A 25,506-nucleotide genomic window follows, 5' to 3' on the forward strand; every position below is an offset into this window, starting at 1 on the left:
TTCACCATCAGAATTCCAACCCCGCTTCGCGAGCGGCGTCGGCCAGCGCCGCGATCCGGCCGTGGTAGGCGTTGCCGCCCCGGTCGAACACCGCGGACTCGACACCCGCGTTCTTGGCGCGGGAGGCCACCAGCTCGCCGACCTTGGCGGCCTTGGCCTTCTTGTCGCCCTCGACGGCGGCCACGTCGGCCTCGAGCGTCGACGCCGAGGCCATGGTGTGGCCCGTCACGTCGTCGATCAGCTGCACGTAGATGTGCCGGGAGGAGCGCTTCACCGACAGCCGCGGACGCTCCGCGGTGCCGAAGATCTTCTTGCGCAGCCGGTTGTGCCGGCGAGCCTTGCTCACGCGGCGACGGGTCGAGACGTCCTTGCCGATCGGCCTGCGCTTCGTAACCGTTTCGCTCATGATCACTTACCCGTCTTTCCGACCTTGCGACGGATGCGCTCACCCTCGTAGCGCAGGCCCTTGCCCTTGTACGGGTCCGGACGCCGCAGCTTGCGGATGACCGCAGCGGTCTGGCCGACCTTCTGCTTGTCGATGCCGGCCACCGAGAACTTCGTCGGGCTCTCCACGCTGAACGTGATGCCCTCCGGAGCCTTGATCAGTACCGGGTGGCTGTAGCCGAGGGCGAACTCGAGGTCCGAGCCCTTGGCCTGCACGCGGTAACCGACCCCGTGGATCTCCATCTTCCGCTCGTAGCCTTCGCTGACGCCGACGACCAGGTTGTTCACCAGCGTCCGCGTGAGGCCGTGCAGTGACCGGTTCTCACGCTCGTCGTCCGGGCGCTTCACCACGATCGCGCTGTCCTCGTCGCGCTCGACGACGATCGGCTCCGGCACGGTGTGCTCAAGGGTGCCCTTCGGGCCCTTCACCGACACGTGCTGGCCGTCGATGTTCACCTCGACCCCGGAGGGGACGGTGATCGGCAGCTTTCCAATGCGTGACATTGCCTTGTCCCCTCCCTTACCAGACGTAGGCGAGGACTTCGCCGCCCACGCCGTTGCGCATGGCCTGACGGTCGGTCTGGAGGCCGCCGGACGTCGAGATGATCGCGACGCCGAGGCCGCCGAGAACCTTCGGCAGGTTGTTGGATTTCGCGTACACACGCAGACCCGGCTTCGACACGCGGCGAAGGCCGGCGATGCTGCGTTCACGGTTCGGCCCGAACTTGAGGTTCACGACGAGGTTCTTGTGCTTCTCGCCGGGCTCGGTGCTGTAGTCCGCGATGTAGCCCTCACGCTTGAGGATCTCGGAGATGTTCTCCTTGATCTTCGAGTGCGGGAGCGTCACCTCGTCGTGGTGCGCCGAGTTCGCGTTCCGCAGACGTGTCAGGAAGTCTGCGATCGGGTCGGTCATCGTCATGGTGACCTGTCAACCTTTCTCGCCCTGGTTCCCCGGCGCGGCCGGGGCCTGTGGCGAAGTGGGAGTTATCGGGGCGCCTTCACCAGCTGGACTTGCTCACGCCGGGAAGCTGTCCCGCGTGCGCCATTTCCCGCAGGCAGATACGGCAGAGGCCGAACTTGCGGTAGACCGAGTGCGGCCGGCCGCAACGCTGGCAACGGGTGTAGGCCCGCACCTTGAACTTCGGCTTCCGAGCGGCCTTGGCGATGAGGGACTTCTTAGCCATGGCTCACGCCTCCTTAAAGGGGAAGCCGAGCTTGCGGAGCAGCGCACGGCCTTCGTCGTCGTTGTTGGCGGTGGTCACGACCGTGACGTCCATGCCGCGCGGGCGGTCGATGGAGTCGGGGTCGATCTCGTGGAACATCGACTGCTCCGACAGGCCGAACGTGTAGTTGCCGTGCCCGTCGAACTGCTTGCTCGACAGTCCGCGGAAGTCGCGGATACGCGGCAGCGCGATGTTGAGCAGCCGGTCCAGGAACTCCCACATGCGGTCGCCGCGCAGCGTCACGCGCGCACCGATCGGCATGCCCTCACGCAGCTTGAACTGCGCGATGGACTTGCGGGCCTTGCGCACCTCGGGCTTCTGCCCGGTGATGGCGGCCAGGTCACGCACGGCGCCTTCGATGAGCTTGCTGTCGCGGGCGGCGTCGCCGACGCCCATGTTCACGACGACCTTCGTGACACCGGGAATCTGGTGCACGTTCTTGAGGTCGAACTCCGCGCGCAGCTGGCCCGCGATCTCCTCGCGGTAGCGGACCTTGAGCCGCGGGGTCGGGTATGTCGTCTCTGCGGTCGTCATCAGATGTCCTTGCCCGTCTTACGCGAGATCCGAACCTTCTTGCCGTCCTCGTCGAAGCGGTAGCCGACCCGGGTCGGGTTGCCGTCGGAGTCCACGACCATCACGTTCGACACGTGGATCGGGGCCTCCTGGGTGACGATGCCGCCGGACTCGGCACCACGCTGGTTCTGGGAGATCCGCGTGTGCTTCTTGATCCGGTTCACGCCCTCGACGAGGACCTTGCTGCGCTCCGGGTCGGCCTTGATGACCTTGCCCTTCGCACCCTTGTCCTTGCCCGCGACGACGAGAACGGTGTCGCCCTTCTTGACCTTCATTCAGAGCACCTCCGGCGCCAGCGAGATGATCTTCATGAACTTGCGGTCGCGCAGCTCGCGACCGACCGGTCCGAAGATGCGCGTGCCTCGCGGCTCGTTGTCGTTCTTGATGAGCACCGCGGCGTTCTCGTCGAAGCGGATGTAGGAGCCGTCGGGGCGACGCCTCTCCTTCGCTGTACGGACGATGACCGCCTTGACGACGTCACCACGCTTCACATTGGCGCCCGGGATGGCGTCCTTGACGGTGGCGACGATGACGTCGCCGAGGCCCGCGTAGCGCCGCCCCGAGCCACCGAGCACGCGGATGGTCAGGATCTCCTTGGCACCCGTGTTGTCGGCGACTCGCAGTCGCGACTCCTGCTGGATCACGTCAACTCCTGTATGTCGCGCCGGTTCTCGGGGGTTGATACCGAGCCTGGCGGAACGAATGGGGCTGCTTCTGCCCCCTGATTACTTGGCCTTCTCGCGGATCTCGACCAGCCGGTACCGCTTCGTGGCGGACAGCGGGCGGGTCTCCATCACGATGACGCGGTCGCCCACGCCGGCCGTGTTCTGCTCGTCGTGCGCCTTGACCTTCTTGGTCGAGCGCATGACCTTGCCGTACAGCGGGTGCTTCTTGCGGTCCTCGAGCTCCACGACAATCGTCTTGTCCATCTTGTCGGACACGACCAGGCCCTCACGGACCTTCCGGTAGTTCCGACCGGAGTCAGCCTTCTGTACCGGCTCGCTCATGCGGCACCTTCACTCTCGTCAGTCTCGTCAGGCGCGATCGAGAGACCGAGCTCGCGCTCACGCATCACGGTGTAGATGCGCGCGATGTCCGCGCGGACCGTGCGAAGCCTGCGGTTGTTGTCGAGCTGGCCGGTCGCCATCTGGAACCGGAGGTTGAACAGTTCCTCCTTGGATTCCTTCAGACGCAGCACGAGCTCTTCCGCAGTAAGCTCACGCAGCTCCGACGCAGCAACTCCAGCTGCCGCCATCAGAACTCACCACCTTCACGGCTCACGATCCTGCACTTCATCGGCAACTTGTGGATCGCGCGGCGCATGGCCTCACGGGCCACGGCCTCGTTCGGAAAGCTCATCTCGAACATCACGCGGCCCGGCTTGACGTTGGCGACCCACCACTCGGGCGAACCCTTACCGGAACCCATGCGGGTCTCGGCCGGCTTCTTCGTGAGCGGACGGTCCGGGAAGATGTTGATCCAGATCTTCCCGCCACGCTTGATGTGGCGCGTCATGGCGATACGAGCGGACTCGATCTGCCGGTTCGTCACGTAGGCGTGCTCGAGCGCCTGGATGCCGTAGTCACCGAAGGTGACCTTCGTGCCGCCCTTGGCGGCACCCTTGCGCTTCGGCGCGTGCTGCTTACGGTGCTTGACCTTGCGTGGGATGAGCACGCCTCAGCCCTCCGTCTTCTCTGCAGCGTCCGGCGAAGCCACCTCGGGGGCGCTTGCGGACGCGACGTCTGTGTCGGCCTTGGCGGCACGGCCGGCCTCGGTCGACGTCGGCGTGGTACCGGAGGCACCACCACGACGCCGCTGCGGACGCTCGCGGCGCGGCTGGCGCTCGGCCGCCGCGGCGGCGTCACGCTCGGCCTTGGCCTTCAGTCCGCCGACGAGCTCGCCCTTGTAGATCCAGACCTTCACGCCGATGCGACCGAACGTCGTCTTGGCCTCGAAGAAGCCGTAGTCGATGTCGGCACGCAGCGTGTGCAGCGGGACCCGGCCGTCGCGGTAGTGCTCGGAGCGGGACATCTCGGCGCCGCCGAGACGACCGCTGCACTGCACGCGAATGCCCTTGACCTGCGGCGACCGCATGGACGTCTGGATCGCCTTGCGCATGGCACGCCGGAACGCGACACGGTTGGACAGCTGCTCCGCGATGCCCTGCGCAACCAGCTGGGCGTCGGCCTCGGAGTTCTTCACCTCGAGGATGTTGAGCTGCACCTGCTTGCCGGTCAGCTTCTCCAGCGAACCGCGGATGCGGTCGGCCTCGGCGCCGCGGCGGCCGATGACGATGCCCGGCCGCGCGGTGTGGATGTCGACGCGGACCCGGTCACGGGTGCGCTCGATCTCCACCTTGGAGATGCCCGCCCGCTCCATGCCCGTGGACAGGAGCTTGCGGATCTTGACGTCCTCGGCCACGTAGTCCGAGTACTGCTTGTCGGCGTACCAGCGAGACTTCCAGTCCGTGGTGATCCCGAGCCGGAAGCCGTGCGGGTTGATCTTCTGGCCCACTACCGGCCACCTGCCTTCTTGCTCTTCTTCGCCTCAGGACGGGACTCGACCTCGACGGTGATGTGGCTCGTCCGCTTGCGGATCCGGAACGCCCGCCCCTGGGCGCGCGGCTGGATGCGCTTGAGCGTCGGACCGTCATCCGCGTAGGCGTTCTTCACCCACAGCGTGTCGGGGTCCAGGTCGAGGTTGTTCTCGGCGTTGGCCATCGCGCTCGCGAGGACCTTGGACAGCTGGTACGCCGCGGCCTGCGGCGAGTACTTCAGCGTCGTCAGAGCGTCGTTCGCGTTCTGACCCTTGATCAGCTCGATCACCCGGCGCACCTTGGTCGGCGAGTCCCGGACGAAGCGAGCCCGCGCGAAAGCCGTCGGCAGGGTCTCCTGCTCGGCTACCGCGTCGTTACGCGCGTTCATCGTTACTTCCTTCTCTTAAGGTGCGCTGCTTCAGCGGCGACGAGATTTGCGGTCGTCCTTGACGTGACCCTTGAAGGTCCGCGTCGGGGCGAACTCGCCCAGCTTGTGGCCGACCATGGCCTCGGTGACGAAAACCGGAACGTGCTTGCGGCCGTCGTGCACCGCGAGCGTGTGGCCCAGCATGTCCGGAATGATCGTGGACCGGCGAGACCAGGTCTTGATCACGGTCTTCTTGCCCGACTCGTTGAGCGCGTCCACCTTCTTGAGCAGGTGGTCGTCCACGAAGGGGCCCTTTTTCAGGCTACGCGGCATGTTCTTCTACCTCCCTGCTCAGCGCTTCTTCTTGCCGGTCTTCCGGCGGCGGACGATCATCTTGTCGCTTTCCTTGCGACGGCGGGTGCGGCCTTCCGGCCTGCCGTTCGGGTTCACCGGGTGGCGACCACCGGAGCTCTTACCCTCACCACCACCGTGCGGGTGGTCGATCGGGTTCATGACGACACCACGCACCGTCGGGCGCTTGCCACGCCAGCGGTTGCGGCCCGCCTTGCCCCAGCTGATGTTGGAGTGCTCGGAGTTGCCGACCTCGCCGACCGTGGCGCGGTTACGCACGTCCACGTTGCGGATCTCGCCCGAAGGCATCCGCAGCTGGGCGTACGGGCCGTCCTTGGCGACGAGCTGCACGCGGGCGCCTGCCGAACGCGCGATCTTCGCGCCGCCACCGGGGCGGAGCTCGATCGCGTGCACCACGGTGCCGACCGGGATGTTCCGGAGCGGCAGGTTGTTGCCCGGCTTGATGTCGGCCGACGGGCCGTTCTCCACCGTGTGGCCCTGCTTCAGCTTGTCCGGCGCGATGATGTAGCGCTTCTCGCCGTCCGCGTAGTGCAGGAGCGCGATACGAGCCGTCCGGTTGGGGTCGTACTCGATGTGCGCGACCTTGGCGGGGATGCCGTCCTTGTCGTTGCGACGGAAGTCGATGATCCGGTAGGCGCGCTTGTGGCCACCGCCCTTGTGACGGGTGGTGATCTTGCCGCCGGAGTTACGACCACCGGTCTTCGTCACCGGCTTGACGAGCGACTTCTCCGGCGTCGACCGAGTGATCTCGGAGAAGTCGGCCACGCTCGAGCCGCGACGGCCCGGAGTGGTCGGCTTGTGCTTACGGATACCCATGTCTACTCAGTCCCTTACGCGCCTGCGCCGAAGATCTCGATCGGCTTGCTCTCGGGCGACAGCGTGACGATCGCGCGCTTGGTGTCCTTGCGCTTGCCGAAGCCGTAGCGGGTGCGCTTGCGCTTGCCCTGCCGGTTGATCGTGTTCACGCTGATCACCTTGACGCCGAAGACCTTCTCGACCGCGATCTTGATCTGGGTCTTGTTGGCGTCCGGGCGGACCACGAACGTGTACTTGTTGTCCTCGAGCAGCCCGTAGGACTTCTCGGAGATCACCGGCGCGATGAGGATGTCACGCGGGTCGGGGATGGCCACCGAGCTCACTGCTGGTCACTCCCTTCCGAGACCTCGCCGGAGGTCGCCGTCGCCTTCGCGCCCTTGCCCTTGACCGGGCCGGCGAGGAAGGCGTCCAGCGCCGCCTTGCTGAAGACCACGTCGTCGTTGACCAGCACGTCGTAGGTGTTGAGCTGGTCCGCCGTGATCAGGTGGACGTTCTCGAGGTTGCGGGCCGACAGCCACTGCGTTTCCTCGTCGCGGTGCAGGACCACGAGGACGCGCTTGCCGCTCGTCAGCGCGGCCAGCGTCTTCTTGGCCTCCTTGGTCGACGGCGTGTCACCGTCGATCAGGGCGGTCACCGCGTGGACCTGGTCGTTGCGCGCCCGGTCCGACAGGGCACCGCGCAGCGCGGCGACCTTCATCTTCTTCGGGGTGCGCTGCGCGTAGTCACGCGGCGTCGGACCGTGGACGGTGCCACCGCCGGTGAACTGCGGCGCGCGCTCCGAACCCTGACGCGCACGGCCGGTGCCCTTCTGGCGGTACGGCTTGCGGCCACCGCCGGACACCTCGCCACGCGTCTTCGTGTCGTGCGTGCCCTGCCGGGCAGCGGCCAGCTGAGCCACCACGACCTGGTGCATCAGCGGGATGTTCGCCTGGACGTCGAAGATCTCCGCGGGCAGCTCGACGGAGCCGTCTGCCTTTCCGGCCGGGGTCTTCACCTCGATCGTCGCGGTCATGCGGTCACACCACCCTTCGCGGCGCTACGGACGAAGAGAAGGCCGCCCCTGGGGCCGGGAACCGCGCCCTTGATCAGCAGCAGACCGTCGTCGGCACGCACCTGGTGGACCTTGAGGCCCTGGGTGGTGACGCGGTTGCTGCCCATCCGGCCGGACATGCGGACACCCTTGAACACACGGCCCGGCGTGGCGCAGCCGCCGATGGCGCCCGGCTTGCGGTGCGTCGCCTGGTTACCGTGGCTGGCGCCCTGGCCCGAGAAGCCGTGGCGCTTCATGGTGCCGGCGAAGCCCTTGCCCTTCGTCGTGCCGGTGATGTCGACGACCGCGCCGTCCTCGAACACCTCGGCGGTCAGTTCCTGACCGACCTCGTAGGTGTCCGCGTCGGACGTGCGCAGCTCGGCGACGTGACGCCGCGGCGTCACACCGGCCTTGTCGAAGTGGCCCGTCTCCGGCTTGTTGACCTTGCGCGGGTCGATGGCGCCGTAGGCCAGCTGCACGGCCGAGTAGCCGTCCTTCTCCTGATTGCGCACCTGCGTCACGAGGTTCGGCCCGGTCTGCACGACGGTCACCGGGACGACCCGGTTGTTCTCGTCGAAGACCTGCGTCATGCCGAGCTTCGTGCCCAGAATGCCCTTCACTTGCCTGTCAGACATGAGTCTCTTATCTCCGCCGCTCGCCCAACGCTTACTGGATGTTCACGTCGACACTGGCCGGCAGGTCGATGCGCATGAGCGCGTCGACCGTCTTCGGCGTCGGGTCCACGATGTCGATCAGCCGCTTGTGCGTGCGCATCTCGAAGTGCTCGCGCGAATCCTTGTACTTGTGCGGCGAGCGGATGACGCAGTAAACGTTCTTCTCAGTGGGCAGCGGCACCGGCCCAACCACGGAGGCGCCGGTGCGCGTGACCGTCTCGACGATCTTGCGCGCACTCGAGTCGATCGCCTCGTGGTCGTAGGCCTTGAGCCGGATGCGGATCTTCTGTCCCGCCATGGTGGCAGCTCGTTCCTTCGTCTCGTGCCGCTTGTCTGAAGCCTCGCAAGGTCCTTATCGGACCCAGTTGGAGGTTTCCGCACGTCAACGATCCGGCCTCCGGTCCACGCGGTCGGGCGTGTCGCCCTTGTCGCGCAGACGGATCCCGCAGGATCATTGTTGTGCCCTAGGTCTTTGCTCTATGAAGTGATCACTGCCGGAAAGGCAGGCGGATCACTCCCGACTCACATTCGACTACTGCCGCTGTGAGCCCAGGACGCTCGCGCCGGGGCGGCCGATTCCCGTGTACTCGTAGAATCGGCCGCCCCGCGTCGAGCAACCTAAATAGGATGCCATACCGAAATATGGCTCCCGCACCCGGGGGTGCGAATTACTTGTTGATCTTGGTGACCTGGCCGGCGCCGACGGTACGGCCACCCTCACGGATGGCGAACCGCAGACCCTCGTCCATGGCGATCGGCTGGATCAGGCTGACCGAGATCTCGGTGTTGTCGCCCGGCATGACCATCTCGGTGCCCTCGGGGAGGGTCACGACGCCGGTCACGTCGGTCGTCCGGAAGTAGAACTGCGGACGGTAGTTGTTGAAGAACGGCGTGTGACGGCCACCCTCGTCCTTGGACAGGATGTAGACCGAGCCCTCGAACTCCGTGTGCGGGGTCGTGGTGCCCGGCTTGACGATGACCTGACCACGCTCGACGTCCTCACGCTTGATACCGCGCAGGAGCAGCGCCGCGTTGTCACCGGCCTGGCCGGCGTCGAGCAGCTTGTTGAACATCTCGATCGAGGTCACCGTGGTCTTGGTGGCCTTCTCGCGGATGCCGACGATCTCGACGTCCTCGTTGAGCTTGATCTCGCCACGCTCGATACGGCCGGTGACGACCGTGCCGCGGCCGGTGATCGTGAAGACGTCCTCGACCGGCATCAGGAACGGCTTGTCGACCTCACGCTCCGGGTCCGGGATGTTGTCGTCGACGGCGTTCATCAGCTCGATGACGGCGTCGGACCACTGCTCGTCGCCCTCGAGCGCCTTCAGGCCCGAGACCTTCACGACCGGGGCGTCGTCGCCCGGGAACTCCTGCTCGGAGAGCAGCTCACGGACCTCCATCTCGACGAGCTCGAGGATCTCCTCGTCGTCGACCATGTCGGCCTTGTTCAGCGCCACGACGATGTAGGGCACACCGACCTGACGGGCGAGCAGCACGTGCTCACGCGTCTGCGGCATCGGGCCGTCGGTGGCGGCGACCACGAGGATCGCACCGTCCATCTGGGCGGCACCCGTGATCATGTTCTTCACGTAGTCGGCGTGACCCGGGGCGTCGACGTGCGCGTAGTGACGCTTCTCGGTCTCGTACTCGACGTGCGAGATGTTGATCGTAATACCGCGCTGCTTCTCTTCCGGCGCGTTGTCGATCTGGTCGAACGCACGCGACTGGTTGAGCTCCGGGTAGCGCTCGTGCAGCACCTTGGTGATCGCCGCGGTCAGCGTGGTCTTGCCGTGGTCAACGTGACCGATGGTCCCGATGTTGACGTGCGGCTTGCTCCGCTCGAACTTCGCCTTCGCCACTGGAATGTCCTCCTGGACTGTACTTGCTCGCTCCCGGCGTGGCTGCGCCGATTGCGACTCGATCTGGTCGGTTGTGCGGACCGTAGGGGAGGCCCCTTTTCCGCCCGCTTTGGGTGCTGGTGGGAGTTACTCCCCTGTCGCCTTGGCGATGATCTCCTTCGCGACGTTCGACGGAACCTCGGCGTAGGAGTCAAAGACCATCGTGTAGTTGGCACGACCCTGGGTCTTCGACCGCAGGTCGCCCACGTACCCGAACATCTCCGACAGCGGCACGAGCGCCTTGACGACGCGCGTGCCAGACCGCTCCTCCATGGCCTGGACCTGGCCACGGCGGGAGTTCAAGTCACCGATGACGTCACCCATGTAGTCCTCGGGTGTGGTGACCTCGACGGCCATCATCGGTTCCAGCAGTACCGGGTTCGCCTGCCGCGCGGCGTCCTTGAGAGCCACGGAGCCGGCGACCTTGAAGGCCATCTCCGAAGAGTCGACCTCGTGGTACGCACCGTCCAACAAGGTGAGCTTCAACCCGACGAGCGGGTAGCCGGCCAGCACGCCGTACTGCATGGCGTCCTGCGCGCCCTCGTCCACGGACGGGATGTACTCCCGCGGGATGCGGCCACCGGTCACCTGGTTGTCGAATTCGTAGAGAGCACCATCGCCGGTGGTCAGCGGCTCGAGCTTGACGATCACCCGCGCGAACTGACCGGAACCACCGGTCTGCTTCTTGTGGGTGTACTCGAACTTGTCCACCGTCTTGCGGATGGTCTCACGGTAAGCGACCTGCGGCTTACCGATGTTCGCCTCGACCTTGAAGTCGCTCTTCATCCGGTTGACGAGGACCTCGAGGTGGAGCTCGCCCATGCCCTCGATGATCGTCTGACCGGTCTCGTCGTCCTGGCTGACCCGGAAGGTCGGGTCCTCCTCCGCGAGCTTCTGGATCGCGGTCGAGAGCTTCTCCTGGTCGGACTTCGTCTTCGGCTCGATCGCGACCTTGATGACCGGCTCCGGGAAGGTCATCGACTCGAGCACGATCGGGTTCTGCGGGTCCGCCAGGGTGTCACCGGTGGTGGTGTCCTTCAGGCCCTGAACCGCGTAGATGTGGCCGGCCTGCGCGTCGTCGACCGGGTTCTCCTTGTTGGAGTGCATCTGGAAGATCTTCCCGATGCGTTCCTTGCGCTCCCGCGTCGCGTTCATGACCTGGGTGCCGGAGCCGACCTTGCCGGAGTACACGCGGATGTAGGTCAGCTTGCCGTAGAACGGGTGGACCGCGATCTTCGACACCAGCGCCGCGAACGGCTCCTGCGTCGACGGCTTGCGCTCGGCGGGCGTCTCGCCGTCGAGCAGCGTGCCCTGAACCGGCGGCACGTCGAACGGCGACGGCAGGTAGTTGACGACCGCGTCGAGCATGGGCTGCACGCCCTTGTTCTTGAACGCGGAGCCTGCGAGCACCGGGAAGGCCTCGCGGGCGATCGTCAGCGTGCGGATACCCGCACGGATCTCGGCCTCGGTCAGCTCCTCGCCGCCGAAGTACTTCTCGAGCAGCTCCTCGTCGGACTCGGCGACCTGCTCGATCAGCTTCTCGCGGTACTCCGCGGCACGATCGGCCAGGTCGGCCGGGATGTCCTCGATCTCGTACTGCTCGCCCTTCTTGACGTCACCACGCCAGGTCAGAGCCTTCATGGTGACGAGGTCGACGACGCCCTCGAAGTCCGACTCCGCGCCAATCGGCAGCTGCAGCACGAGCGGCTTCGCGCCGAGGCGGTCCTCGATCGTGCCGACGGTGAAGTAGAAGTCGGCGCCCAGCTTGTCCATCTTGTTGACGAAGCAGATGCGCGGGACCTCGTACTTGTCCGCCTGACGCCAGACCTGCTCGGACTGGGGCTCGACACCCTCCTTGCCGTCGAACACGGCGACCGCGCCGTCGAGCACGCGGAGGCTGCGCTCCACCTCGACGGTGAAGTCGACGTGGCCCGGGGTGTCGATGATGTTGATCTGGTAGTCGCCCCAGAACGTGGTGGTGGCAGCCGAGGTGATGGTGATACCCCGGTTCTGCTCCTCCTCCATCCAGTCCATCGTCGACGCACCGTCGTGGGTCTCACCGAGCTTGTAGTTGATCCCCGTGTAGAACAGGATCCGCTCGGTAGCGGTGGTCTTACCGGCGTCAATGTGGGCCATGATGCCGATGTTGCGGACCTTCTTCAGGTCGGTCAGCACGTCACGTGCCACTTGAATGTTCCCCTGTCTCAAGCGTGGGGCCCGGCACTGGCTCGATCATTCACGTCGACCGGGCGTCGGTTTGCTTCAGTGGTGGCGATTCACCAGCGGTAGTGCGCGAAGGCCTTGTTGGACTCGGCCATCTTGTGCGTGTCCTCGCGGCGCTTCACGCTGGCACCGAGGCCGTTGCTCGCGTCGAGCAGCTCGTTCTGCAGGCGCTCGACCATCGTCTTCTCACGGCGCTGGCGCGAGTACGTGACCATCCAGCGGAGCGCAAGGGTCGTCGAGCGACCGGGCTTGACCTCGATGGGCACCTGGTACGTGGCACCACCGACACGACGGCTCTTCACCTCGAGGGAAGGCTTCACGTTGTCGAGGGCGCGCTTCAGCGTGACGACCGGGTCGGTGCCGGTCTTCTCGCGAGCGCCTTCCAGGGCGCCGTACACGATGCGCTCGGCCAGCGAGCGCTTGCCGTCGGTCAGCACCTTGTTGATCAGCTGCGTGACGAGCGGCGATGCGTAGACCGGGTCAGCGATCAGCGGCCGCTTCGGGGCCGGACCCTTGCGGGGCATTAGCTCTTCTCCTTCTTAGCGCCGTACCGGCTGCGCGCCTGCTTACGGTTCTTCACGCCCTGCGTGTCGAGCGAACCGCGGACGATCTTGTAGCGGACACCGGGGAGGTCCTTCACACGACCACCACGCACGAGCACCATCGAGTGCTCCTGCAGGTTGTGGCCCTCGCCCGGGATGTAGGCGGTGACCTCGATGCCGCTGGTCAGCCGGACACGCGCGACCTTGCGGAGCGCGGAGTTCGGCTTCTTCGGCGTGGTGGTGTAGACGCGGGTGCACACGCCGCGCCGCTGCGGGCTCCCCTTGAGCGCCGCGGTCTTCTGCTTGGCAGCCTTGTCCTGGCGGCCCTTACGGACCAGCTGCTGGATCGTGGGCAATGGACCAGCTTTCTCTCGCGTCTGTAAAAGCTTCTGCAGCTTTACTGTGGCTCTGTCTGTGTGTGGCTCTGTCTCCCCGGTCCCCGCGGTCGGGCGTGTCGGCCCGCATCAGGGTCATGATGACCCGTGAACTCCCGTCGAGGTTTCCGGAGTTACGACTTCCGGAGCTCCGATCCACCGTTGTGCTGCAGAGTGCTGCTGACGCGGTCCGGACATGAAAATCCGGCCCGTGAGCACTTCGGCGCACGGAGCAGCCCGGCAGCGTGCCGGGCACAGATGTCAAAGATACCCGCCCGTGCCGACAGCGACGACTCGGGGGTCCCTAACGGCCCCGGCGGCCGGCTACGACGGCGGTGGTCATCGGGTACGGTACCGCGATCACCGCTCGGGTCGGCGTGAGATTCGTGTACGCGCAGACGCGGAGATGCCGACGCTCAGCTTAACGCGACAGGCCGCCGGTTTCGAGCATCTCGGGCCGATCCGCGCGCCGGCACGGGCGGAACGCATCGGAACCGAGGGGAGTCTCAGGGGCATGCATCCGGCGACGTTGATGATCATTCTACTGGGGCTGTGCGCCGTGGGCGCGGTCGTCGCGTTCGCCGTTTCCCGGCGGAACGCGGGCAAGAAAAAGGTCAGCAGGGAGGAGTTCGCCCGCCGAATCGGGGCGGTCGAGCACTACTACGACCAGGGAACTCAGCCCAGCTTCGGCGTCTTCCCGGAGAAGGACCGCGTGACCGGCAAGCCGTTCACCTACGCGGTGGAGTTCCCGTATGCGGGCTACCCCGTCGTCGCAGCCGAGTGGCGCACGGGTGGGGCCAACGTTCAGATGCGATACACCGGCAACATCCAGGTGCCGAGCGGTCTGCCCGCCGACGCCCCGTACCTCATGATCGGCGAGTACATGCGCTACGGGGTCGACCCGGAAACCGGCGGCAGGCTGCCGGCACTGAAAGGGTTCGCCGACGAGCGGCTGCGGGTGCTGTGTCCCGACGAGGCGTTCGCCCGCCGGATCGTCACACCCGAACTCGCCGCGATCTTCACCGCGAACCGGCGCAGTCGCATGATGCCGCGGGTCACGTTCGAGGGCGGCGTGATCCACACGCTGGCCGCGCAGCGGCTCGACCCCGACGGACTGTTCCGGAACGCCGAACTGCTCACCCAGATCGCGCGACTCCTCGCCGCGCAACAGCAACCACCCCGCTGAACGCCGCCCGGCCAGGAACGGCCGTCGCGGCCGTGCTCGCGACCGTCCGAGGCGGGCACGGCCGACGAATTTCCATCCCGAGGGAACCGTTCACCGGACACGGCGGTCGAAACGGTCAGAGTTTCCAGGAGGCGGGTATGACGGGATTCAACGTCGAGATCGAAGCCCTCGAGGGCTACGGCAACAACCTCAAGTCGTTCAAGGACCAGGCCAGCACCTTCGAAGAGCTCACCGGCCGCGCCGATGTCGGCGACGAGTCGTGGGGCGTCGTCGGAATCATGACGAAGGGCAAGTACGACGAGGCCCTCGCCGAACTGAAGAACCTGATCGACGCGCTCAAGACGGGCCTCGACACGACGTCGGAGAAGATCTCCACGGCCGCGAAGGCGTATCGCGATAACGACGATCAGCACGTCGTGACCCTCGGCGACTACCAGGGCAGCATCGACACGACCGACACCCCGCGGGTCTGAGGAGGACGGCCATGACCGAGGTCAACGACGTCGCAGGCGACATCAGCCTGAACGCGGACAAGGAATCGGGGTTCGGCGACTACGCGATGGACGTCGCCAAGAACACTCCCGGTGTCGAGACCGCCATCAAGGGCGTCGACACCGTCAGCAACTACTGGCAGGGCCTTCCCGACGACCCGGACGCGGCCGACGTCATGCTGCACGGGGCCAACTGCGCCACCGACACGGCGGCGTTCATCGCCGAGTGCGGCACCGAGGCGGCGACTGCGGTGCTCGACCCGGTCGGCTGGCTCGTGGGTCACGGCCTGGACTTCCTGCTGAACCTGATCACGCCGCTGCAGGACGCACTGCACGCCGTCACCGGCGACGGCCCCGCACTCGAGAAGGCCGCACAGGACTTCCAGGGCATCGGTGACGGACTCGTCGAGTACGCGGACGAGTTCCGGCGGGTCGCCGACGAGGCCCTGGCCGACTGGAACGGTGACGCGGCCGGCGCGGCGAAGAACGCGCTCGCCGACTTCTCCAAGGGCATCGACGGCGTGTCGACCAGCGCGGGCGGCGTCGTGGAGATCCTGAAGCTGTCCTCGATGCTCATGAAGGTCATCGAGGAGGTCATCAAGGCCATCATCACCGAGATCGTCAGCTGGCTCATCGCACTGTGGGTGCCCGCACTCGCGGCCGCGGTGCCGACGGCGGGTGCCTCGACGGCGGCGGCAGGCGCGGCCACGGCCCCGAAGGCGGCCGCCACGATCTCGAAGGTGACCTCGAAGCTGGGCAAGCTGGGCAAGATCCTCGACGACATCTTCGCGTTCTTCCAGAAGTTCGGGTCGACGATGGTCAAGCTGGGCAAGCGGCTCGGCGTCAAACCGAACACCCTCGCGGGCAAGGCCGACGAACTCGCCGAGATCACCACGAACGCCGGCAAGATCGGGAAGATCGCCGCCGAGGCAGGCAAGGCGGGAGCCGGCAAGCTGGCGCAGGAGACCATCGGTATCGACCCGACGAGCCCTCCCGGCGACGATCCGCTCCAGGCTGCCAAGCTCGTCAACGACCACTACGGCAAGCTCACCGACAACACGCAGGGTCTGAAGGAAGCCGCAGACGGCTCGAACACGGGCAGTGGCGCGTCGGCCGAGGAGACCGAGGACAACCTGCGCATGTGACGTCCGCACCACCACGGCCGTCCTCCCCCGACCTTCCGGCGCGCGCTGCGCACCCCACGGCGGTGGGAGGACGGCCGTCTCGCATCCCGGCCACGACGGTGTCGCGGGCGTACGCTCCGTCCGTGCCCGCCGGCCGGTCGGGCACGATGTGCCCGGGCCACCCCGCTCACGAGCGGCATACCGGGGAAGATGGAACCTGCCGCCCCGGATGAGGCGTCCCATCCCGTAGTCGCCGTCCACACCTTTCGTCGAGGGAGAAGCAACGTGTCAGCTGAGTTCGACCGGCTCGTCGCGGAGTTCGAGAAGTTCCAGTCGAAGATGAAGCACGTCGACCAGCAGATGGCCGGCGTCGCAGACATGCAGAGCGAACTGGCCGAGCTCGAGGCGACGGCCTCGAACGCCGACCGTTCGGTCACCGTCGTCGCCGGTCCGGGCGGTGCGATCAAGGATCTGCAGCTCACCGACAAGGCGATGAACCAGCCGCCGCAGGCGCTCGCGGCCGCCATCAAGTCGACCCTCTCCGAGGCCGTCGCCGAGGCCGCGCGCAAGCAGGCGGGCATCGTCGACAACCACATGGGCGGCATGGGCATCAACGCCACCGACCAGGTCATCGAGACCCAGGCGGAGGCATTCGGCATCCCGGCCGAGGAACTGCGCCAGCGCATGGCCGAGGAACAGCCGGTGCGCAGGGAGGTTCCGGTCGAGGAGGAGTACCAGGAGGACTACTCCCGCCAGAGCGTCTTCGGCGAAGAGGACGACGGCCGCGCCGCTCCCCCGGCCGCATCAGGCGGCGGTTCGGCGGGCGACGAGTTCCTCAAGAACCTGTTCGACGAGGACGACCGCTGAGCCGACCTCGCCCACGGCGAGATCGGCAACCGGATCGGCATCGACAACCCACGGCTCCCGGCCCACCGCTCGTGACGACGGCCGGGAATCGCCACCACCCTTTCGAGGCGGCGCTCGCAGCTGGCGGGCGCCGCCCTTTCGGCGTTCACGCCGTCAGCGGCTGACGCATATTCGTCCCGCGGCACGGTCCGGTAGGTGCGGGTGGGTGTCGGCGTACACACTCCTCCGTCCGGCCGACGAGCACCACACGTCCGAGGTCTGCACCGCCGATGGGCACGGTCGGCTGTCGCGTCCGAGACCGAAACGGCATCATGTCCTGGCAGACGCGCGCCGAGCCGCCGCAGGCGCCGCGCGCGACGGCAGGCAACGAGGAGGGGGCCATGAGCGGCTTCGACGTCAATGCGGACGAACTGGATACCTATGCCGGAAAGCTGGGCGGTCAGCGGCAGACCGCGAACCAGATCTCCGGCCTCGTCGACAAAGCCGATGTCTCGAACGAGTCCTGGGGCGTCGTCGGCATCTTCGTCTTCGACAACTACAAGGAGATGCTCGGCGATCTCAAAGACCTGTTCACCAGCCTCGACGAGGGTTTCGCGTCCGGTGAGGACAAGTTCAAGAACGCGGCCAAGGGCTATCGCGACAAGGAGCAGGCCGTGAAGGAACTCCTGGACACGTTCGACATCGACATGGGGGGCAAGTAGCCATGGCGGAGGAGAAGACCGAGGCCGGCGGCGTCGAAATCACGACCGGCGACAAGAGTGTGGGCAAGACGGCGCTCGAGTCCACCCCGTTCGTCGGCGGAGCGCTCAAGACCTTCGAAGCGGGCGGCAAGCTCACCGACGGTGCGGACCCTTCCGAGATCGGCGGGTTGCTCTCCGAGGGCACGAGCTTCATCTCCTCGTGCACCGGCGCGGCGTCGATCGCAGCTGATCCGATCGGCTGGCTGGTCGGGCAGGGCCTGGATTTCCTCATCTCCGTCTGCCAGCCGATCCAGGACGCCATCCACATGGTCAGCGGCGACGGCCCCGCGCTGCAGCAGGCGGCCGACAACTTCAAGGCCATCGGCGAAGGCGTCCAGAAGCTGAGCGACAAGTTCAGTGAGGAACTGAAATCGTCGCTGCAGAACTGGGGCGGCGAGGCATCCGAGGCGGCGGGCACCAAGCTCGCCGACTTCGCCAAGGGCATCGACGGTGTCGCCGGTCAGGCGGGCGACCTCTCGTCGATGCTCCAGATGTCCAGCATGGTGATGACGGTCATCGAGGAGTTCATCAAGGCCATCCTGACGGAGCTGATCACCTGGCTGATCATGATCTGGGTTCCGGCACTCGCTGCCGCGGTGCCCACCGCGGGCGCCTCCACCGCCGCCGCGGGAACGGCCACCGGGGTCCGTGCGGCGAGCACGGGCAGCCGGGTGTCCCGCATGGTCCAGAAGCTGAAGGACGTGCTGAACAAGGTCATGGACTTCCTGCGCAGGATGCGGACCAGGATGGGCAACCTCAAGCAGGGCGTTCGCCAGGCGATGGACCATCGGAGGATGCGGAGCGGTCTGGCCGACCTGGCGGTCAGAGACGGTAGCGCCGGTGCCCGGGAGAAACTACTGAGCAGCAACGGCCTGGTCGGGGAACAACTGCAACAGGGCTTGGGCAGGTCCATGTGGGAAGCGGGCACGGATTCGCTCAAAGACCAGGTCGGAATGGGTCCGAACGGCAAGGGCAAGCTGGTCGGCAATCTCGGCAAGATCGCCGGAGCCGCTGAGGGTGAGGGAATCGGCGAAGACCAGTCGAAGAGCGAGACCGAAGACCACCTGGACATCTGAGGCATGGAAACTCTGCTCAAAATGTGGCCGCTGCTGCTCGGCCTGGCGGCCATCGGCTTCGGCGGCCAGTACCTCGCCACGCGAAAGGACCGGCGGAAGGACGACGTCCACGTCGCCGCACTCCGGGAGATGGCCGCGCCGCTGAACGGCGCCGTGCTGACCCGCGGCCAGGCCGACGGCTGGTCGGCCGCGCTATGGCCGCCGTTCGAGATGACGACCCGTGGTCTGCGCCGGTTCTCGGTGCGGCGCAAGCCGCGATTCGACGTTGCCGTGGAGTTCACCCGCGGCCCGTGGCGGGTGCGCATCAGCGAGGCGTCGATACGCCAGCGGTCGGCCAGCCGCCACGTCAACACGCACTACGAGCACCGCATCGACATCGTTACGGCCGACCTCCCACCTCTCAAGGTCGCCGAGCGGCGGGACACGGACTTGATGGGCAAGCCGCTGGACCCGAACAGCGAGGTAGCCCTGCTCGGCGCCCCGATCATCAAGGAACCGCCTGCCACGGTCGCCCAGCGGCAGGATCATTGGGTTCAGGCCGCGATCTCCGCCCCGGCGAACCAACACCTCGCCGCGTTCACCACTGACCACGCCGCGGCAGCACGGATGCTGAACGCCCATGCCACGTCGTGGCTGCTCGACCGGCAGCGCAGGCAACCGCACAGATACACGTTCGAATCCGGCCTGCTCTATACCACGTCACCCGGCCGCATCGATCCCTTCGAGGCCACCGAGACCGTCAACACGATGCTCGGACTCCTCGACTGCATCCCGGGAGCGGCACCTGCCGGGGCCGTGGCCGGGGCAGTGACCGGGGCGATGCCTGCTCAGGCGGATCATGCGACAACCGTGCAGGCTCAGGTCGAGGGCGAGAACCACCTGATCGCCGAACCCCCGCCGTCGGCGGCCGAAGTCGACGAACAGAAGTCCTCGCAGATCTCCACCCTGGGCTTCATCGGCATCGCGATCGCCGGGGTGGCGCTGCTGCTCGGACTGTTCGGCTACGGCAGCGTGAACCTGATCAACGGCGTCGCCACGGCGGCCGGACTGACCAAGAGCGTCGACGTGCGCGTCATCTCGGAGCTCGAATGGACCTCCGCCCAGGACCGCAAATCTCCGAACGCCGTCGGCGAGTACACGGTCGAGGGCCGGACACACCAGGTCGGCCTGGGCGGCGGCGAGGTCGGCGACGTAATCGAGGGACACTTCCCGGCACTACCGATCGACTGGGTCGGATTCCCCGACGAACCGATGACGGGCTGGGGGCCGTTCTGGTCCATCGTGGTCGGCCTGGTCTGCTTCGCCTTCCTGGTGCTGCCGTTCATCCTCGCCCGCGGCTCGTCGGCGCAGCCACAGGTCTCCTCCGCACCTCGGGATCCGAGCCAAGAGCCCACGACGCGACCGGAATGATCGGCCGCCCTGATCACGTGCCGAGCGCCGCGGCGAGTTCGTGGAGTCCACCGAATTCGCCATCGAGGACGTCGGTCTCCGCGGGCGGATCGCCCACCGGACGCGCGACGTACGCCGTGCGCATGCCGACGGCCCGCGCTGCTCGAAGGTCCCACGCGTGCGCGGCGACCATCAGCACACGCTCCGGCAGGCGGGCCACCACGTCGACAGCCATGCGATAGACCTCCGCCGCCGGCTTGTACGTCCCGGCCTCGTCGGCCGACAGCACCTGATGCCACTGCAATCCGGCATCGGCACTCAGCCACAGCAATGTCGAACGGTCCGCATTGGACAGTCCGATGACCAGCTTTCGCGACGCGATCCGGGCCAGCGCGTCGACCGAGTCCGCCCACGGCGTCAGGCTACGGCTTGCCTGAGCCAACCGGTCGACGAGCGCACCATCGGCGATGTTCGCGTCGCCGGCCACCCGTTCGGCCGCTTCTCGATCCAGGGCGGCACTGCTCGCATAGCCACGCTTACCGGCAACGATCCGGTGCTGTTCGCCCTCGATGTGCCGCTGCCACGTCGCCAGCAGCTCGGCGACCCGGTCGTCTCCCGCGTCCGGAACCGCTTCGCGGATCGCTCGCCGGATCCCTCCCGGTTCGTCGACCAACGTGCCCAGCACGTCGAAGACCACCGCATCGACATCCTCCATGCCACCCTCCCACCGTCACCGCTTCAACTGGTGACGATTTTGCGTTCCCCCGCGTCACCGGTCAAGATGGTGACGTGCACTTCTCCTTCGTCAGCGGCGATCCGGCACTCGACCTGGCGGCGACCATCGGGTATCGGCGGACGGAACCCGTCGACCTCGTGCAAGGCCCTGCTGACCTGGAACGATGGGTGCGCGCCTGCGAGGAACTCCCGGCGGAGATCGCGGCAGACCTGGAGAGTTTCGACGCGGCAATCACCTTGCGCGAGGCGGTGTACAGCCTGGCACTCGCACGCACCCGCGGTCATCCGTTCGACCCCGGCGACGTGGAGGTGCTCAATGCCGCCGCGAACGGACCGGCGCTGGCTCTCGAACTGGTCAACGACGGCATGTGCATCACCGGTGGCATCCGTGCTGCGCTGGCCCACGTCGCCCGCAGCGGCATCACCGTGCTCGCCGACGCCACGACTCCGATCAAGGAATGCGCGCGCCCCGAGTGCACCCGCCTCTACCTGGACCGCTCTCGCGGTGCGCGGCGCACCTGGTGCGGCATGGCCGAATGCGGCAACCGCGTCAAGGCCGCCGCCTACCGCGCCCGGCGACGCGCGGCGGGATAGCGCCATCAGCGCGTCCCTGCCGGACGCGACCGTAGCCCGACTGGCTGTGTTTCGGCGTGGACGCCCCTCGCCTGCGACAGCACCGCTGACCAACCGTGCGAACGAAAACAGCCGCGTACGGGAAGGCCGCCACAAGAGAATCGGCCCCACAACAAGAGAAACGGCCCCCGGTCCGATGTGGACCGAGGGCCGTTCTCGCTACTGCTTACCGGAAGTCGCGACCGAAGTCGTAGTCGTCCAGCGGCACCGCGGCACCGGTACCCGTACCGAACACGTCCGGGGTGTAGTAGCCGTCGTCGTAGGACGGGATCGCGTACGCCGCGACCCGGGCCTCCTCGGTCGGCTGCACCTGGATGTTGCGGTACTTGTTGATGCCCGTACCGGCCGGGATCAACTTACCGATGATCACGTTCTCCTTCAGGCCGACCAGGGAGTCGCTACGGCCGTTGATCGCCGCGTCGGTCAGGACCCGCGTGGTCTCCTGGAACGACGCCGCCGACAGCCACGAGTCCGTGGTCAGCGAGGCCTTCGTGATACCCATCAACACCGGGCGACCCGAGGCCGGCTCGCCGCCCTCGGCCACCGCCTGCCGGTTGGTCTGCTCAAAGCGCGTGCGCTCCGGCAGCTCGCCCGGCAGGAACTCGGTGGCACCCGAGTCGATGATCGTCACGCGGCGCAGCATCTGCCGCACGATGACCTCGATGTGCTTGTCGTGGATACCCACGCCCTGCGCCCGGTAGACCTTCTGCACCTCTTCGACGAGGTGCATCTGCGCCTCGCGCGGGCCCATCACGCGGAGCACCTCGTGCGGGTCCGGCGTGCCCTCGAGCAGCGGCTGGCCGACACCGACGTGGTCGCCGTCGGCGAGCGGGCCGTTCGGGCCGACGGCGAGGCGCTGACGCTTCGACAGCTTGTCGAAGACGATCTCCTCGCTGCCGTCGTCCGGCACAAGCGTGATCTTCCAGAACCGCTCGCTCTCCTCGATGCGCACCCGGCCGTCGACGTCGGCGATCGGCGCCTTGCCCTTCGGGACACGGGCCTCGAACAGCTCCGTGACACGCGGCAGACCGGTCGTGATGTCGTCACCGGCGACACCACCCTGGTGGAACGTACGCATCGTCAGCTGCGTACCCGGCTCACCGATCGACTGGGCGGCGACGATGCCGACGGCCTCGCCGACGTCCACCAGCTTGCCGGTGGCCATCGAACGGCCGTAGCAGGTCGCGCACACACCGACCGACGACTCACAGGTCAGCACGCTGCGCACCTTGACCTTGGTGATGCCGCTGGCGATCAGCTTCTCGATCGCCGGGTCGCCGAGGTCGTCGCCCGCGTTGAGCACCACGTTGCCGGAGGCGTCCACCGCGTCGGCGGCGAGGCTACGGGCGTAGGCGCTCGTCTCGACGTTCTGCCCGCGCACGATGCGGCCGTCGCCGAGGTCCTCACCGACGACCATGTTGATGCCGCGGTTCGTGCCGCAGTCGACCTCGCGGACGATGACGTCCTGCGAGACGTCCACCAGCCGACGGGTCAGGTAGCCCGAGTCGGCCGTACGGAGGGCCGTGTCGGCCAGACCCTTACGGGCACCGTGCGTGGCGATGAAGTACTCCGCCACCGACAGGCCCTCACGGAAGTTGGCCTTGATCGGGCGCGGGATGTACTCACCCTTCGGGTTGGACACCAGACCACGCATACCGGCCAGCGACCGGACCTGCGTCATGTTGCCCGCCGCACCGGACTTCACGATCATCGAGATCGGGTTGTCGTCCGGGAAGTGGTCCTCCATGACCTTGGCGACGTCCTCGGTCGCCTGGCCCCACACCTTGACGAGCTCGTTGTTGCGCTCGGAGTGCGAGAGCTGACCGCGCTGGTAGCGCTTCTCCACCTGGGCGGCCTTCGACTCGAAGTCGTCCAGGATCTCCTTCTTCTCCGGCGGCACGAGCACGTCGGAGATGGCGACCGTGACGCCCGAGCGCGTGGCCCAGTGGAAGCCGGCGTCCTTGAGCCGGTCCAGGGTCTGCGCCACCTGCGTCATGGAGTACCGCTCGGCGAGGTCGTTGACGATCGCACCCTGGCGCTTCTTCGCCAGCGGCTCGTTGACGAACGGGTAATCCGCGGGGAGCAGGTCGTTGAACATGACCCGGCCCAGCGTCGTCTCGGCCAGCCACGACTGACCTGGCTCCCAGCCCGCCTCGCGCAGCTTCGGCTCGTCCTCGCGGGAGGGCTGCCGGTCCGTCACACGGATCTTGATCGGCGCGTGCAGGCCCAGCTGCTGCATGTCGAAGGCCATGATCGCCTCGGCCTCGGAGGAGTACGCGTTGCCCGCACCGGTCGCGTTCTCGTCGAGACGGGTGAGGTGGAACAGGCCCGTGACCATGTCCAGTCGCGGCATCGCCAGCGGACGACCCGAGGCAGGCGACAGGATGTTGTTCGCCGACAGCATCAGCACGCGCGCCTCGGCCTGCGCCTCCGCGGACAGCGGAAGGTGCACGGCCATCTGGTCACCGTCGAAGTCGGCGTTGAACGCCTCGCAGACCAGCGGGTGCAGCTGGATGGCCTTGCCTTCCACCAGCTGCGGCTCGAAGGCCTGGATACCGAGACGGTGCAGCGTCGGAGCACGGTTCAGCAGAACGGGGTGGCCACTGATGACCTCTTCCAGCACGTCCCACACGGCCGGCTTCGACCGCTCCACCATGCGCTTCGCGGACTTGATGTTCTGCGCGTGGTTGAGGTCCACCAGCCGCTTCATGACGAACGGCTTGAACAGCTCGAGCGCCATGTCCTTCGGCAGACCGCACTGGTGCAGCTTCAGCTGCGGGCCGACGATGATGACCGAACGGCCCGAGTAGTCGACGCGCTTACCGAGCAGGTTCTGCCGGAAACGGCCCTGCTTGCCCTTGAGCAGGTCGGACAGCGATTTCAGCGGCCGGTTACCGGGACCGGTCACCGGGCGACCGCGACGGCCGTTGTCGAACAGCGCGTCGACGGACTCCTGCAGCATCCGCTTCTCGTTGTTGACGATGATCTCGGGCGCGCCGAGGTCGATCAGTCGCTTGAGGCGGTTGTTGCGGTTGATGACCCGGCGGTACAGGTCGTTCAGGTCGGACGTGGCGAAGCGGCCACCGTCGAGCTGCACCATCGGGCGCAGTTCCGGCGGGATCACCGGCACCGCGTCGAGCACCATGCCGCGCGGGTCGTTGCCCGTGGCCTGGAAGGCCGCGACGACCTTCAGCCGCTTGAGGGCACGCAGCTTCTTCTGGCCCTTGCCGCCGCGGATGACCTCGCGCAGCGACTCGGCCTCGGCGTCGACGTCGAAGTCCTCGGCCAGCTTCTGGATGGCCTCGGCGCCCATGCCACCGGTGAAGTACTCGCCGTAGCGGTCGATGAGCTCGCGGTAGAGCAGCTCGTCGACGATCAGCTGCCGCGGCTCGAGCTTGGTGAAGGTGTTCCAGACCTCCTCGAGGCGGTCCAGCTCGCGCTGAGCCTTGTCGCGGAGCTGGCGCATCTCACGCTCGCCGCCCTCCTTGACCTTGCGCTTGACGTCGGACTTCGCGCCCTCGTTCTCCAGCTCGGCCAGGTCGGCTTCCAGCTTCTGCGCGCGCTCCTCGATGTCGGAGTCGCGCTTGGCCTCGATGTTCTTGCGCTCCACGCCGATCTCGCTCTCGAGCGTCGGCATGTCGTTGTGGCGCAGCTCCGTGTTCACGCTCGTGATCACGTACGCCGCGAAGTAGATGATCTTCTCGAGGTCCTTCGGCGCCAGGTCAAGCAGGTAGCCCAGCCGGGAGGGAACGCCCTTGAAGTACCAGATGTGCGTGACCGGGGCGGCCAGCTCGATGTGGCCCATGCGCTCACGCCGCACCTTGGCGCGGGTCACCTCGACGCCGCAGCGCTCACAGATGATGCCCTTGAAGCGCACGCGCTTGTACTTGCCGCAGTAGCACTCCCAGTCCCGGGTCGGGCCGAAGATCTTCTCGCAGAAGAGCCCGTCCTTCTCCGGCTTGAGGGTGCGGTAGTTGATGGTCTCGGGCTTCTTGACCTCGCCGAAGGACCACTGGCGGATGTCGTCGGCGGTGGCCAGTCCGATTCGAAGCTCATCGAAGAAATTGACGTCCAGCACTAGTCCGCCCCTCCGGAACGTTGCAATACGAAGAAAGTGTTACGACACATGGCTTTCCTTTGGCCGGCCGCGGGGCGGATCCGCAGTGGAACCGCCCCGCGGCCATGGCGGG

At 66.8% G+C, this 25,506-nt stretch carries 32 protein-coding genes; 8 read left to right on the top strand and 24 right to left on the bottom strand.

Annotated elements, in window-relative coordinates:
- Positions 1-7: 7 nt before the first annotated feature.
- The 22 genes from rplR to rpsL form a co-directional block, all read right to left on the bottom strand.
- Entirely contained in the window at positions 8-406 is a 399-nt protein-coding gene (gene rplR / locus FB384_RS05220; RefSeq protein ID WP_183779632.1) for a 50S ribosomal protein L18, read from the bottom strand.
- Positions 407-408: 2 nt separating this feature from the next.
- Positions 409-948 (bottom strand): 50S ribosomal protein L6, encoded by a 540-nt coding sequence (gene rplF, locus FB384_RS05225; RefSeq protein ID WP_183779634.1) that lies wholly within the window; start codon positions 946-948, stop codon positions 409-411.
- Positions 949-964: 16 nt separating this feature from the next.
- Positions 965-1,363 (bottom strand): 30S ribosomal protein S8, encoded by a 399-nt coding sequence (gene rpsH, locus FB384_RS05230; protein WP_183779636.1) that lies wholly within the window; start codon positions 1,361-1,363, stop codon positions 965-967.
- Positions 1,364-1,442: 79 nt separating this feature from the next.
- Positions 1,443-1,628 (bottom strand): type Z 30S ribosomal protein S14, encoded by a 186-nt coding sequence (locus FB384_RS05235; protein WP_183646137.1) that lies wholly within the window; start codon positions 1,626-1,628, stop codon positions 1,443-1,445.
- 3 nt (positions 1,629-1,631) lie between these two features.
- Positions 1,632-2,201 (bottom strand): 50S ribosomal protein L5, encoded by a 570-nt coding sequence (rplE, locus tag FB384_RS05240; RefSeq protein ID WP_183779638.1) that lies wholly within the window; start codon positions 2,199-2,201, stop codon positions 1,632-1,634.
- Positions 2,201-2,515, bottom strand: coding sequence for a 50S ribosomal protein L24 (gene rplX, locus FB384_RS05245; protein ID WP_183646142.1), 315 nt, complete (start codon positions 2,513-2,515; stop codon positions 2,201-2,203). Before rplX ends, rplE begins: the two co-directional genes overlap by 1 nt.
- Positions 2,516-2,884 (bottom strand): 50S ribosomal protein L14, encoded by a 369-nt coding sequence (gene rplN, locus FB384_RS05250; protein WP_183779640.1) that lies wholly within the window; start codon positions 2,882-2,884, stop codon positions 2,516-2,518.
- A gap of 81 nt (positions 2,885-2,965) precedes the next feature.
- Positions 2,966-3,247, bottom strand: coding sequence for a 30S ribosomal protein S17 (gene rpsQ / locus FB384_RS05255; protein WP_030532882.1), 282 nt, complete (start codon positions 3,245-3,247; stop codon positions 2,966-2,968).
- Positions 3,244-3,495, bottom strand: a complete 252-nt coding sequence (gene rpmC / locus FB384_RS05260) for a 50S ribosomal protein L29 (protein WP_030532883.1) — start codon at positions 3,493-3,495, stop codon at positions 3,244-3,246. The genes rpsQ and rpmC overlap by 4 nt, the downstream gene beginning before the upstream one ends.
- Positions 3,495-3,914 carry a 50S ribosomal protein L16 gene (gene rplP / locus FB384_RS05265; RefSeq protein ID WP_183779642.1) on the bottom strand — a complete coding sequence of 140 codons (420 nt, stop codon included), beginning with the start codon at positions 3,912-3,914 and terminating at the stop codon, positions 3,495-3,497. The genes rpmC and rplP overlap by 1 nt, the downstream gene beginning before the upstream one ends.
- 3 nt (positions 3,915-3,917) lie before the next feature.
- Positions 3,918-4,754 carry a 30S ribosomal protein S3 gene (gene rpsC, locus FB384_RS05270; protein WP_183779644.1) on the bottom strand — a complete coding sequence of 279 codons (837 nt, stop codon included), beginning with the start codon at positions 4,752-4,754 and terminating at the stop codon, positions 3,918-3,920.
- Entirely contained in the window at positions 4,754-5,164 is a 411-nt protein-coding gene (gene rplV / locus FB384_RS05275; protein WP_183646167.1) for a 50S ribosomal protein L22, read from the bottom strand. The genes rpsC and rplV overlap by 1 nt, the downstream gene beginning before the upstream one ends.
- Before the next feature lie 30 nt (positions 5,165-5,194).
- The gene (gene rpsS / locus FB384_RS05280) at positions 5,195-5,476 is read right to left on the bottom strand and encodes a 30S ribosomal protein S19 (protein WP_075849106.1); all 282 of its coding nucleotides are present in this window, start codon (positions 5,474-5,476) and stop codon (positions 5,195-5,197) included.
- Between the two features lie 18 nt (positions 5,477-5,494).
- Positions 5,495-6,331, bottom strand: coding sequence for a 50S ribosomal protein L2 (rplB, locus tag FB384_RS05285; RefSeq protein ID WP_183779646.1), 837 nt, complete (start codon positions 6,329-6,331; stop codon positions 5,495-5,497).
- Positions 6,332-6,345: 14 nt separating this feature from the next.
- Entirely contained in the window at positions 6,346-6,654 is a 309-nt protein-coding gene (rplW, locus tag FB384_RS05290; protein ID WP_183646171.1) for a 50S ribosomal protein L23, read from the bottom strand.
- Positions 6,651-7,343 (bottom strand): 50S ribosomal protein L4, encoded by a 693-nt coding sequence (rplD, locus tag FB384_RS05295; RefSeq protein ID WP_183779648.1) that lies wholly within the window; start codon positions 7,341-7,343, stop codon positions 6,651-6,653. Before rplD ends, rplW begins: the two co-directional genes overlap by 4 nt.
- The gene (rplC, locus tag FB384_RS05300; RefSeq protein ID WP_183779650.1) at positions 7,340-7,996 is read right to left on the bottom strand and encodes a 50S ribosomal protein L3; all 657 of its coding nucleotides are present in this window, start codon (positions 7,994-7,996) and stop codon (positions 7,340-7,342) included. Before rplC ends, rplD begins: the two co-directional genes overlap by 4 nt.
- Positions 7,997-8,027: 31 nt before the next feature.
- Positions 8,028-8,333, bottom strand: coding sequence for a 30S ribosomal protein S10 (rpsJ, locus tag FB384_RS05305; RefSeq protein WP_028848712.1), 306 nt, complete (start codon positions 8,331-8,333; stop codon positions 8,028-8,030).
- A 370-nt stretch (positions 8,334-8,703) separates the two neighbouring features.
- A complete protein-coding gene (tuf, locus tag FB384_RS05310; protein WP_183779652.1) occupies positions 8,704-9,897 on the bottom strand; it encodes an elongation factor Tu in 1,194 nt (397 codons plus the stop codon).
- A gap of 126 nt (positions 9,898-10,023) precedes the next feature.
- On the bottom strand, positions 10,024-12,123 hold the full coding sequence (gene fusA / locus FB384_RS05315) for an elongation factor G (RefSeq protein ID WP_183779662.1): 2,100 nt from the start codon (positions 12,121-12,123) through the stop codon (positions 10,024-10,026).
- A gap of 89 nt (positions 12,124-12,212) precedes the next feature.
- Positions 12,213-12,683, bottom strand: coding sequence for a 30S ribosomal protein S7 (gene rpsG / locus FB384_RS05320; RefSeq protein ID WP_183779664.1), 471 nt, complete (start codon positions 12,681-12,683; stop codon positions 12,213-12,215).
- The gene (rpsL, locus tag FB384_RS05325; RefSeq protein WP_030532894.1) at positions 12,683-13,057 is read right to left on the bottom strand and encodes a 30S ribosomal protein S12; all 375 of its coding nucleotides are present in this window, start codon (positions 13,055-13,057) and stop codon (positions 12,683-12,685) included. The genes rpsG and rpsL overlap by 1 nt, the downstream gene beginning before the upstream one ends.
- 532 nt (positions 13,058-13,589) lie before the next feature.
- On the opposite strand from rpsL, the gene FB384_RS05330 reads away from it, so the two are divergent.
- From FB384_RS05330 to FB384_RS05360, 7 genes are all read left to right on the top strand, one after another.
- Positions 13,590-14,261 carry a hypothetical protein gene (locus tag FB384_RS05330; protein ID WP_183779666.1) on the top strand — a complete coding sequence of 224 codons (672 nt, stop codon included), beginning with the start codon at positions 13,590-13,592 and terminating at the stop codon, positions 14,259-14,261.
- A 137-nt stretch (positions 14,262-14,398) separates the two neighbouring features.
- A complete protein-coding gene (locus FB384_RS05335; RefSeq protein ID WP_183779667.1) occupies positions 14,399-14,734 on the top strand; it encodes a type VII secretion target in 336 nt (111 codons plus the stop codon).
- Between the two features lie 11 nt (positions 14,735-14,745).
- The gene (locus FB384_RS05340; protein ID WP_183779669.1) at positions 14,746-15,897 is read left to right on the top strand and encodes a hypothetical protein; all 1,152 of its coding nucleotides are present in this window, start codon (positions 14,746-14,748) and stop codon (positions 15,895-15,897) included.
- Positions 15,898-16,161: 264 nt separating this feature from the next.
- Positions 16,162-16,743 carry a YbaB/EbfC family nucleoid-associated protein gene (locus tag FB384_RS05345; RefSeq protein WP_183779671.1) on the top strand — a complete coding sequence of 194 codons (582 nt, stop codon included), beginning with the start codon at positions 16,162-16,164 and terminating at the stop codon, positions 16,741-16,743.
- A 380-nt stretch (positions 16,744-17,123) separates the two neighbouring features.
- Positions 17,124-17,444, top strand: a complete 321-nt coding sequence (locus tag FB384_RS05350) for an ESX-1 secretion-associated protein (RefSeq protein ID WP_183779673.1) — start codon at positions 17,124-17,126, stop codon at positions 17,442-17,444.
- A 2-nt stretch (positions 17,445-17,446) separates the two neighbouring features.
- Positions 17,447-18,559, top strand: coding sequence for a WXG100 family type VII secretion target (locus FB384_RS05355; protein ID WP_183779675.1), 1,113 nt, complete (start codon positions 17,447-17,449; stop codon positions 18,557-18,559).
- A 3-nt stretch (positions 18,560-18,562) separates the two neighbouring features.
- Positions 18,563-19,969 (top strand): hypothetical protein, encoded by a 1,407-nt coding sequence (locus FB384_RS05360; RefSeq protein ID WP_183779678.1) that lies wholly within the window; start codon positions 18,563-18,565, stop codon positions 19,967-19,969.
- A 13-nt stretch (positions 19,970-19,982) separates the two neighbouring features.
- Here FB384_RS05360 and FB384_RS05365 read toward each other — a convergent pair whose 3' ends face one another.
- The gene (locus FB384_RS05365; RefSeq protein WP_183779681.1) at positions 19,983-20,663 is read right to left on the bottom strand and encodes a haloacid dehalogenase type II; all 681 of its coding nucleotides are present in this window, start codon (positions 20,661-20,663) and stop codon (positions 19,983-19,985) included.
- Positions 20,664-20,737: 74 nt separating this feature from the next.
- Between FB384_RS05365 and FB384_RS05370 the strand changes: the two genes are divergently transcribed.
- Positions 20,738-21,277, top strand: a complete 540-nt coding sequence (locus FB384_RS05370; protein WP_183779685.1) for a CGNR zinc finger domain-containing protein — start codon at positions 20,738-20,740, stop codon at positions 21,275-21,277.
- Positions 21,278-21,482: 205 nt separating this feature from the next.
- Here FB384_RS05370 and FB384_RS05375 read toward each other — a convergent pair whose 3' ends face one another.
- A complete protein-coding gene (locus tag FB384_RS05375; RefSeq protein WP_183779687.1) occupies positions 21,483-25,394 on the bottom strand; it encodes a DNA-directed RNA polymerase subunit beta' in 3,912 nt (1,303 codons plus the stop codon).
- Positions 25,395-25,506: the final 112 nt, after the last annotated feature.

Source organism: Prauserella sediminis (assembly GCF_014195435.1).
Classification (GTDB): Bacteria; Actinomycetota; Actinomycetes; order Mycobacteriales; family Pseudonocardiaceae; genus Prauserella; species Prauserella salsuginis.

Bases quoted from the DNA above. Each gene is read 5' to 3' on its own strand.
- FB384_RS05360 (WP_183779678.1), top strand. From the start codon at position 18,563: ATGGAAACTCTGCTCAAAATGTGGCCGCTGCTGCTCGGCCTGGCGGCC.
- rpsS (WP_075849106.1), bottom strand. From the start codon at position 5,476: ATGCCGCGTAGCCTGAAAAAGGGCCCCTTCGTGGACGACCACCTGCTC.
- rplD (WP_183779648.1), bottom strand. From the start codon at position 7,343: ATGACCGCGACGATCGAGGTGAAGACCCCGGCCGGAAAGGCAGACGGC.
- FB384_RS05355 (WP_183779675.1), top strand. From the start codon at position 17,447: ATGGCGGAGGAGAAGACCGAGGCCGGCGGCGTCGAAATCACGACCGGC.
- FB384_RS05235 (WP_183646137.1), bottom strand. From the start codon at position 1,628: ATGGCTAAGAAGTCCCTCATCGCCAAGGCCGCTCGGAAGCCGAAGTTC.
- rpsJ (WP_028848712.1), bottom strand. From the start codon at position 8,333: ATGGCGGGACAGAAGATCCGCATCCGGCTCAAGGCCTACGACCACGAG.
- rpsH (WP_183779636.1), bottom strand. From the start codon at position 1,363: ATGACGATGACCGACCCGATCGCAGACTTCCTGACACGTCTGCGGAAC.
- rplV (WP_183646167.1), bottom strand. From the start codon at position 5,164: ATGAACGCGCGTAACGACGCGGTAGCCGAGCAGGAGACCCTGCCGACG.
- rplF (WP_183779634.1), bottom strand. From the start codon at position 948: ATGTCACGCATTGGAAAGCTGCCGATCACCGTCCCCTCCGGGGTCGAG.
- rplR (WP_183779632.1), bottom strand. From the start codon at position 406: ATGAGCGAAACGGTTACGAAGCGCAGGCCGATCGGCAAGGACGTCTCG.
- FB384_RS05335 (WP_183779667.1), top strand. From the start codon at position 14,399: ATGACGGGATTCAACGTCGAGATCGAAGCCCTCGAGGGCTACGGCAAC.
- rplX (WP_183646142.1), bottom strand. From the start codon at position 2,515: ATGAAGGTCAAGAAGGGCGACACCGTTCTCGTCGTCGCGGGCAAGGAC.
- rpsG (WP_183779664.1), bottom strand. From the start codon at position 12,683: ATGCCCCGCAAGGGTCCGGCCCCGAAGCGGCCGCTGATCGCTGACCCG.
- rplB (WP_183779646.1), bottom strand. From the start codon at position 6,331: ATGGGTATCCGTAAGCACAAGCCGACCACTCCGGGCCGTCGCGGCTCG.
- FB384_RS05350 (WP_183779673.1), top strand. From the start codon at position 17,124: ATGAGCGGCTTCGACGTCAATGCGGACGAACTGGATACCTATGCCGGA.
- rpsQ (WP_030532882.1), bottom strand. From the start codon at position 3,247: ATGAGCGAGCCGGTACAGAAGGCTGACTCCGGTCGGAACTACCGGAAG.
- FB384_RS05330 (WP_183779666.1), top strand. From the start codon at position 13,590: ATGCATCCGGCGACGTTGATGATCATTCTACTGGGGCTGTGCGCCGTG.
- rplC (WP_183779650.1), bottom strand. From the start codon at position 7,996: ATGTCTGACAGGCAAGTGAAGGGCATTCTGGGCACGAAGCTCGGCATG.
- FB384_RS05365 (WP_183779681.1), bottom strand. From the start codon at position 20,663: ATGGAGGATGTCGATGCGGTGGTCTTCGACGTGCTGGGCACGTTGGTC.
- FB384_RS05340 (WP_183779669.1), top strand. From the start codon at position 14,746: ATGACCGAGGTCAACGACGTCGCAGGCGACATCAGCCTGAACGCGGAC.
- rplE (WP_183779638.1), bottom strand. From the start codon at position 2,201: ATGACGACCGCAGAGACGACATACCCGACCCCGCGGCTCAAGGTCCGC.
- rpmC (WP_030532883.1), bottom strand. From the start codon at position 3,495: ATGGCGGCAGCTGGAGTTGCTGCGTCGGAGCTGCGTGAGCTTACTGCG.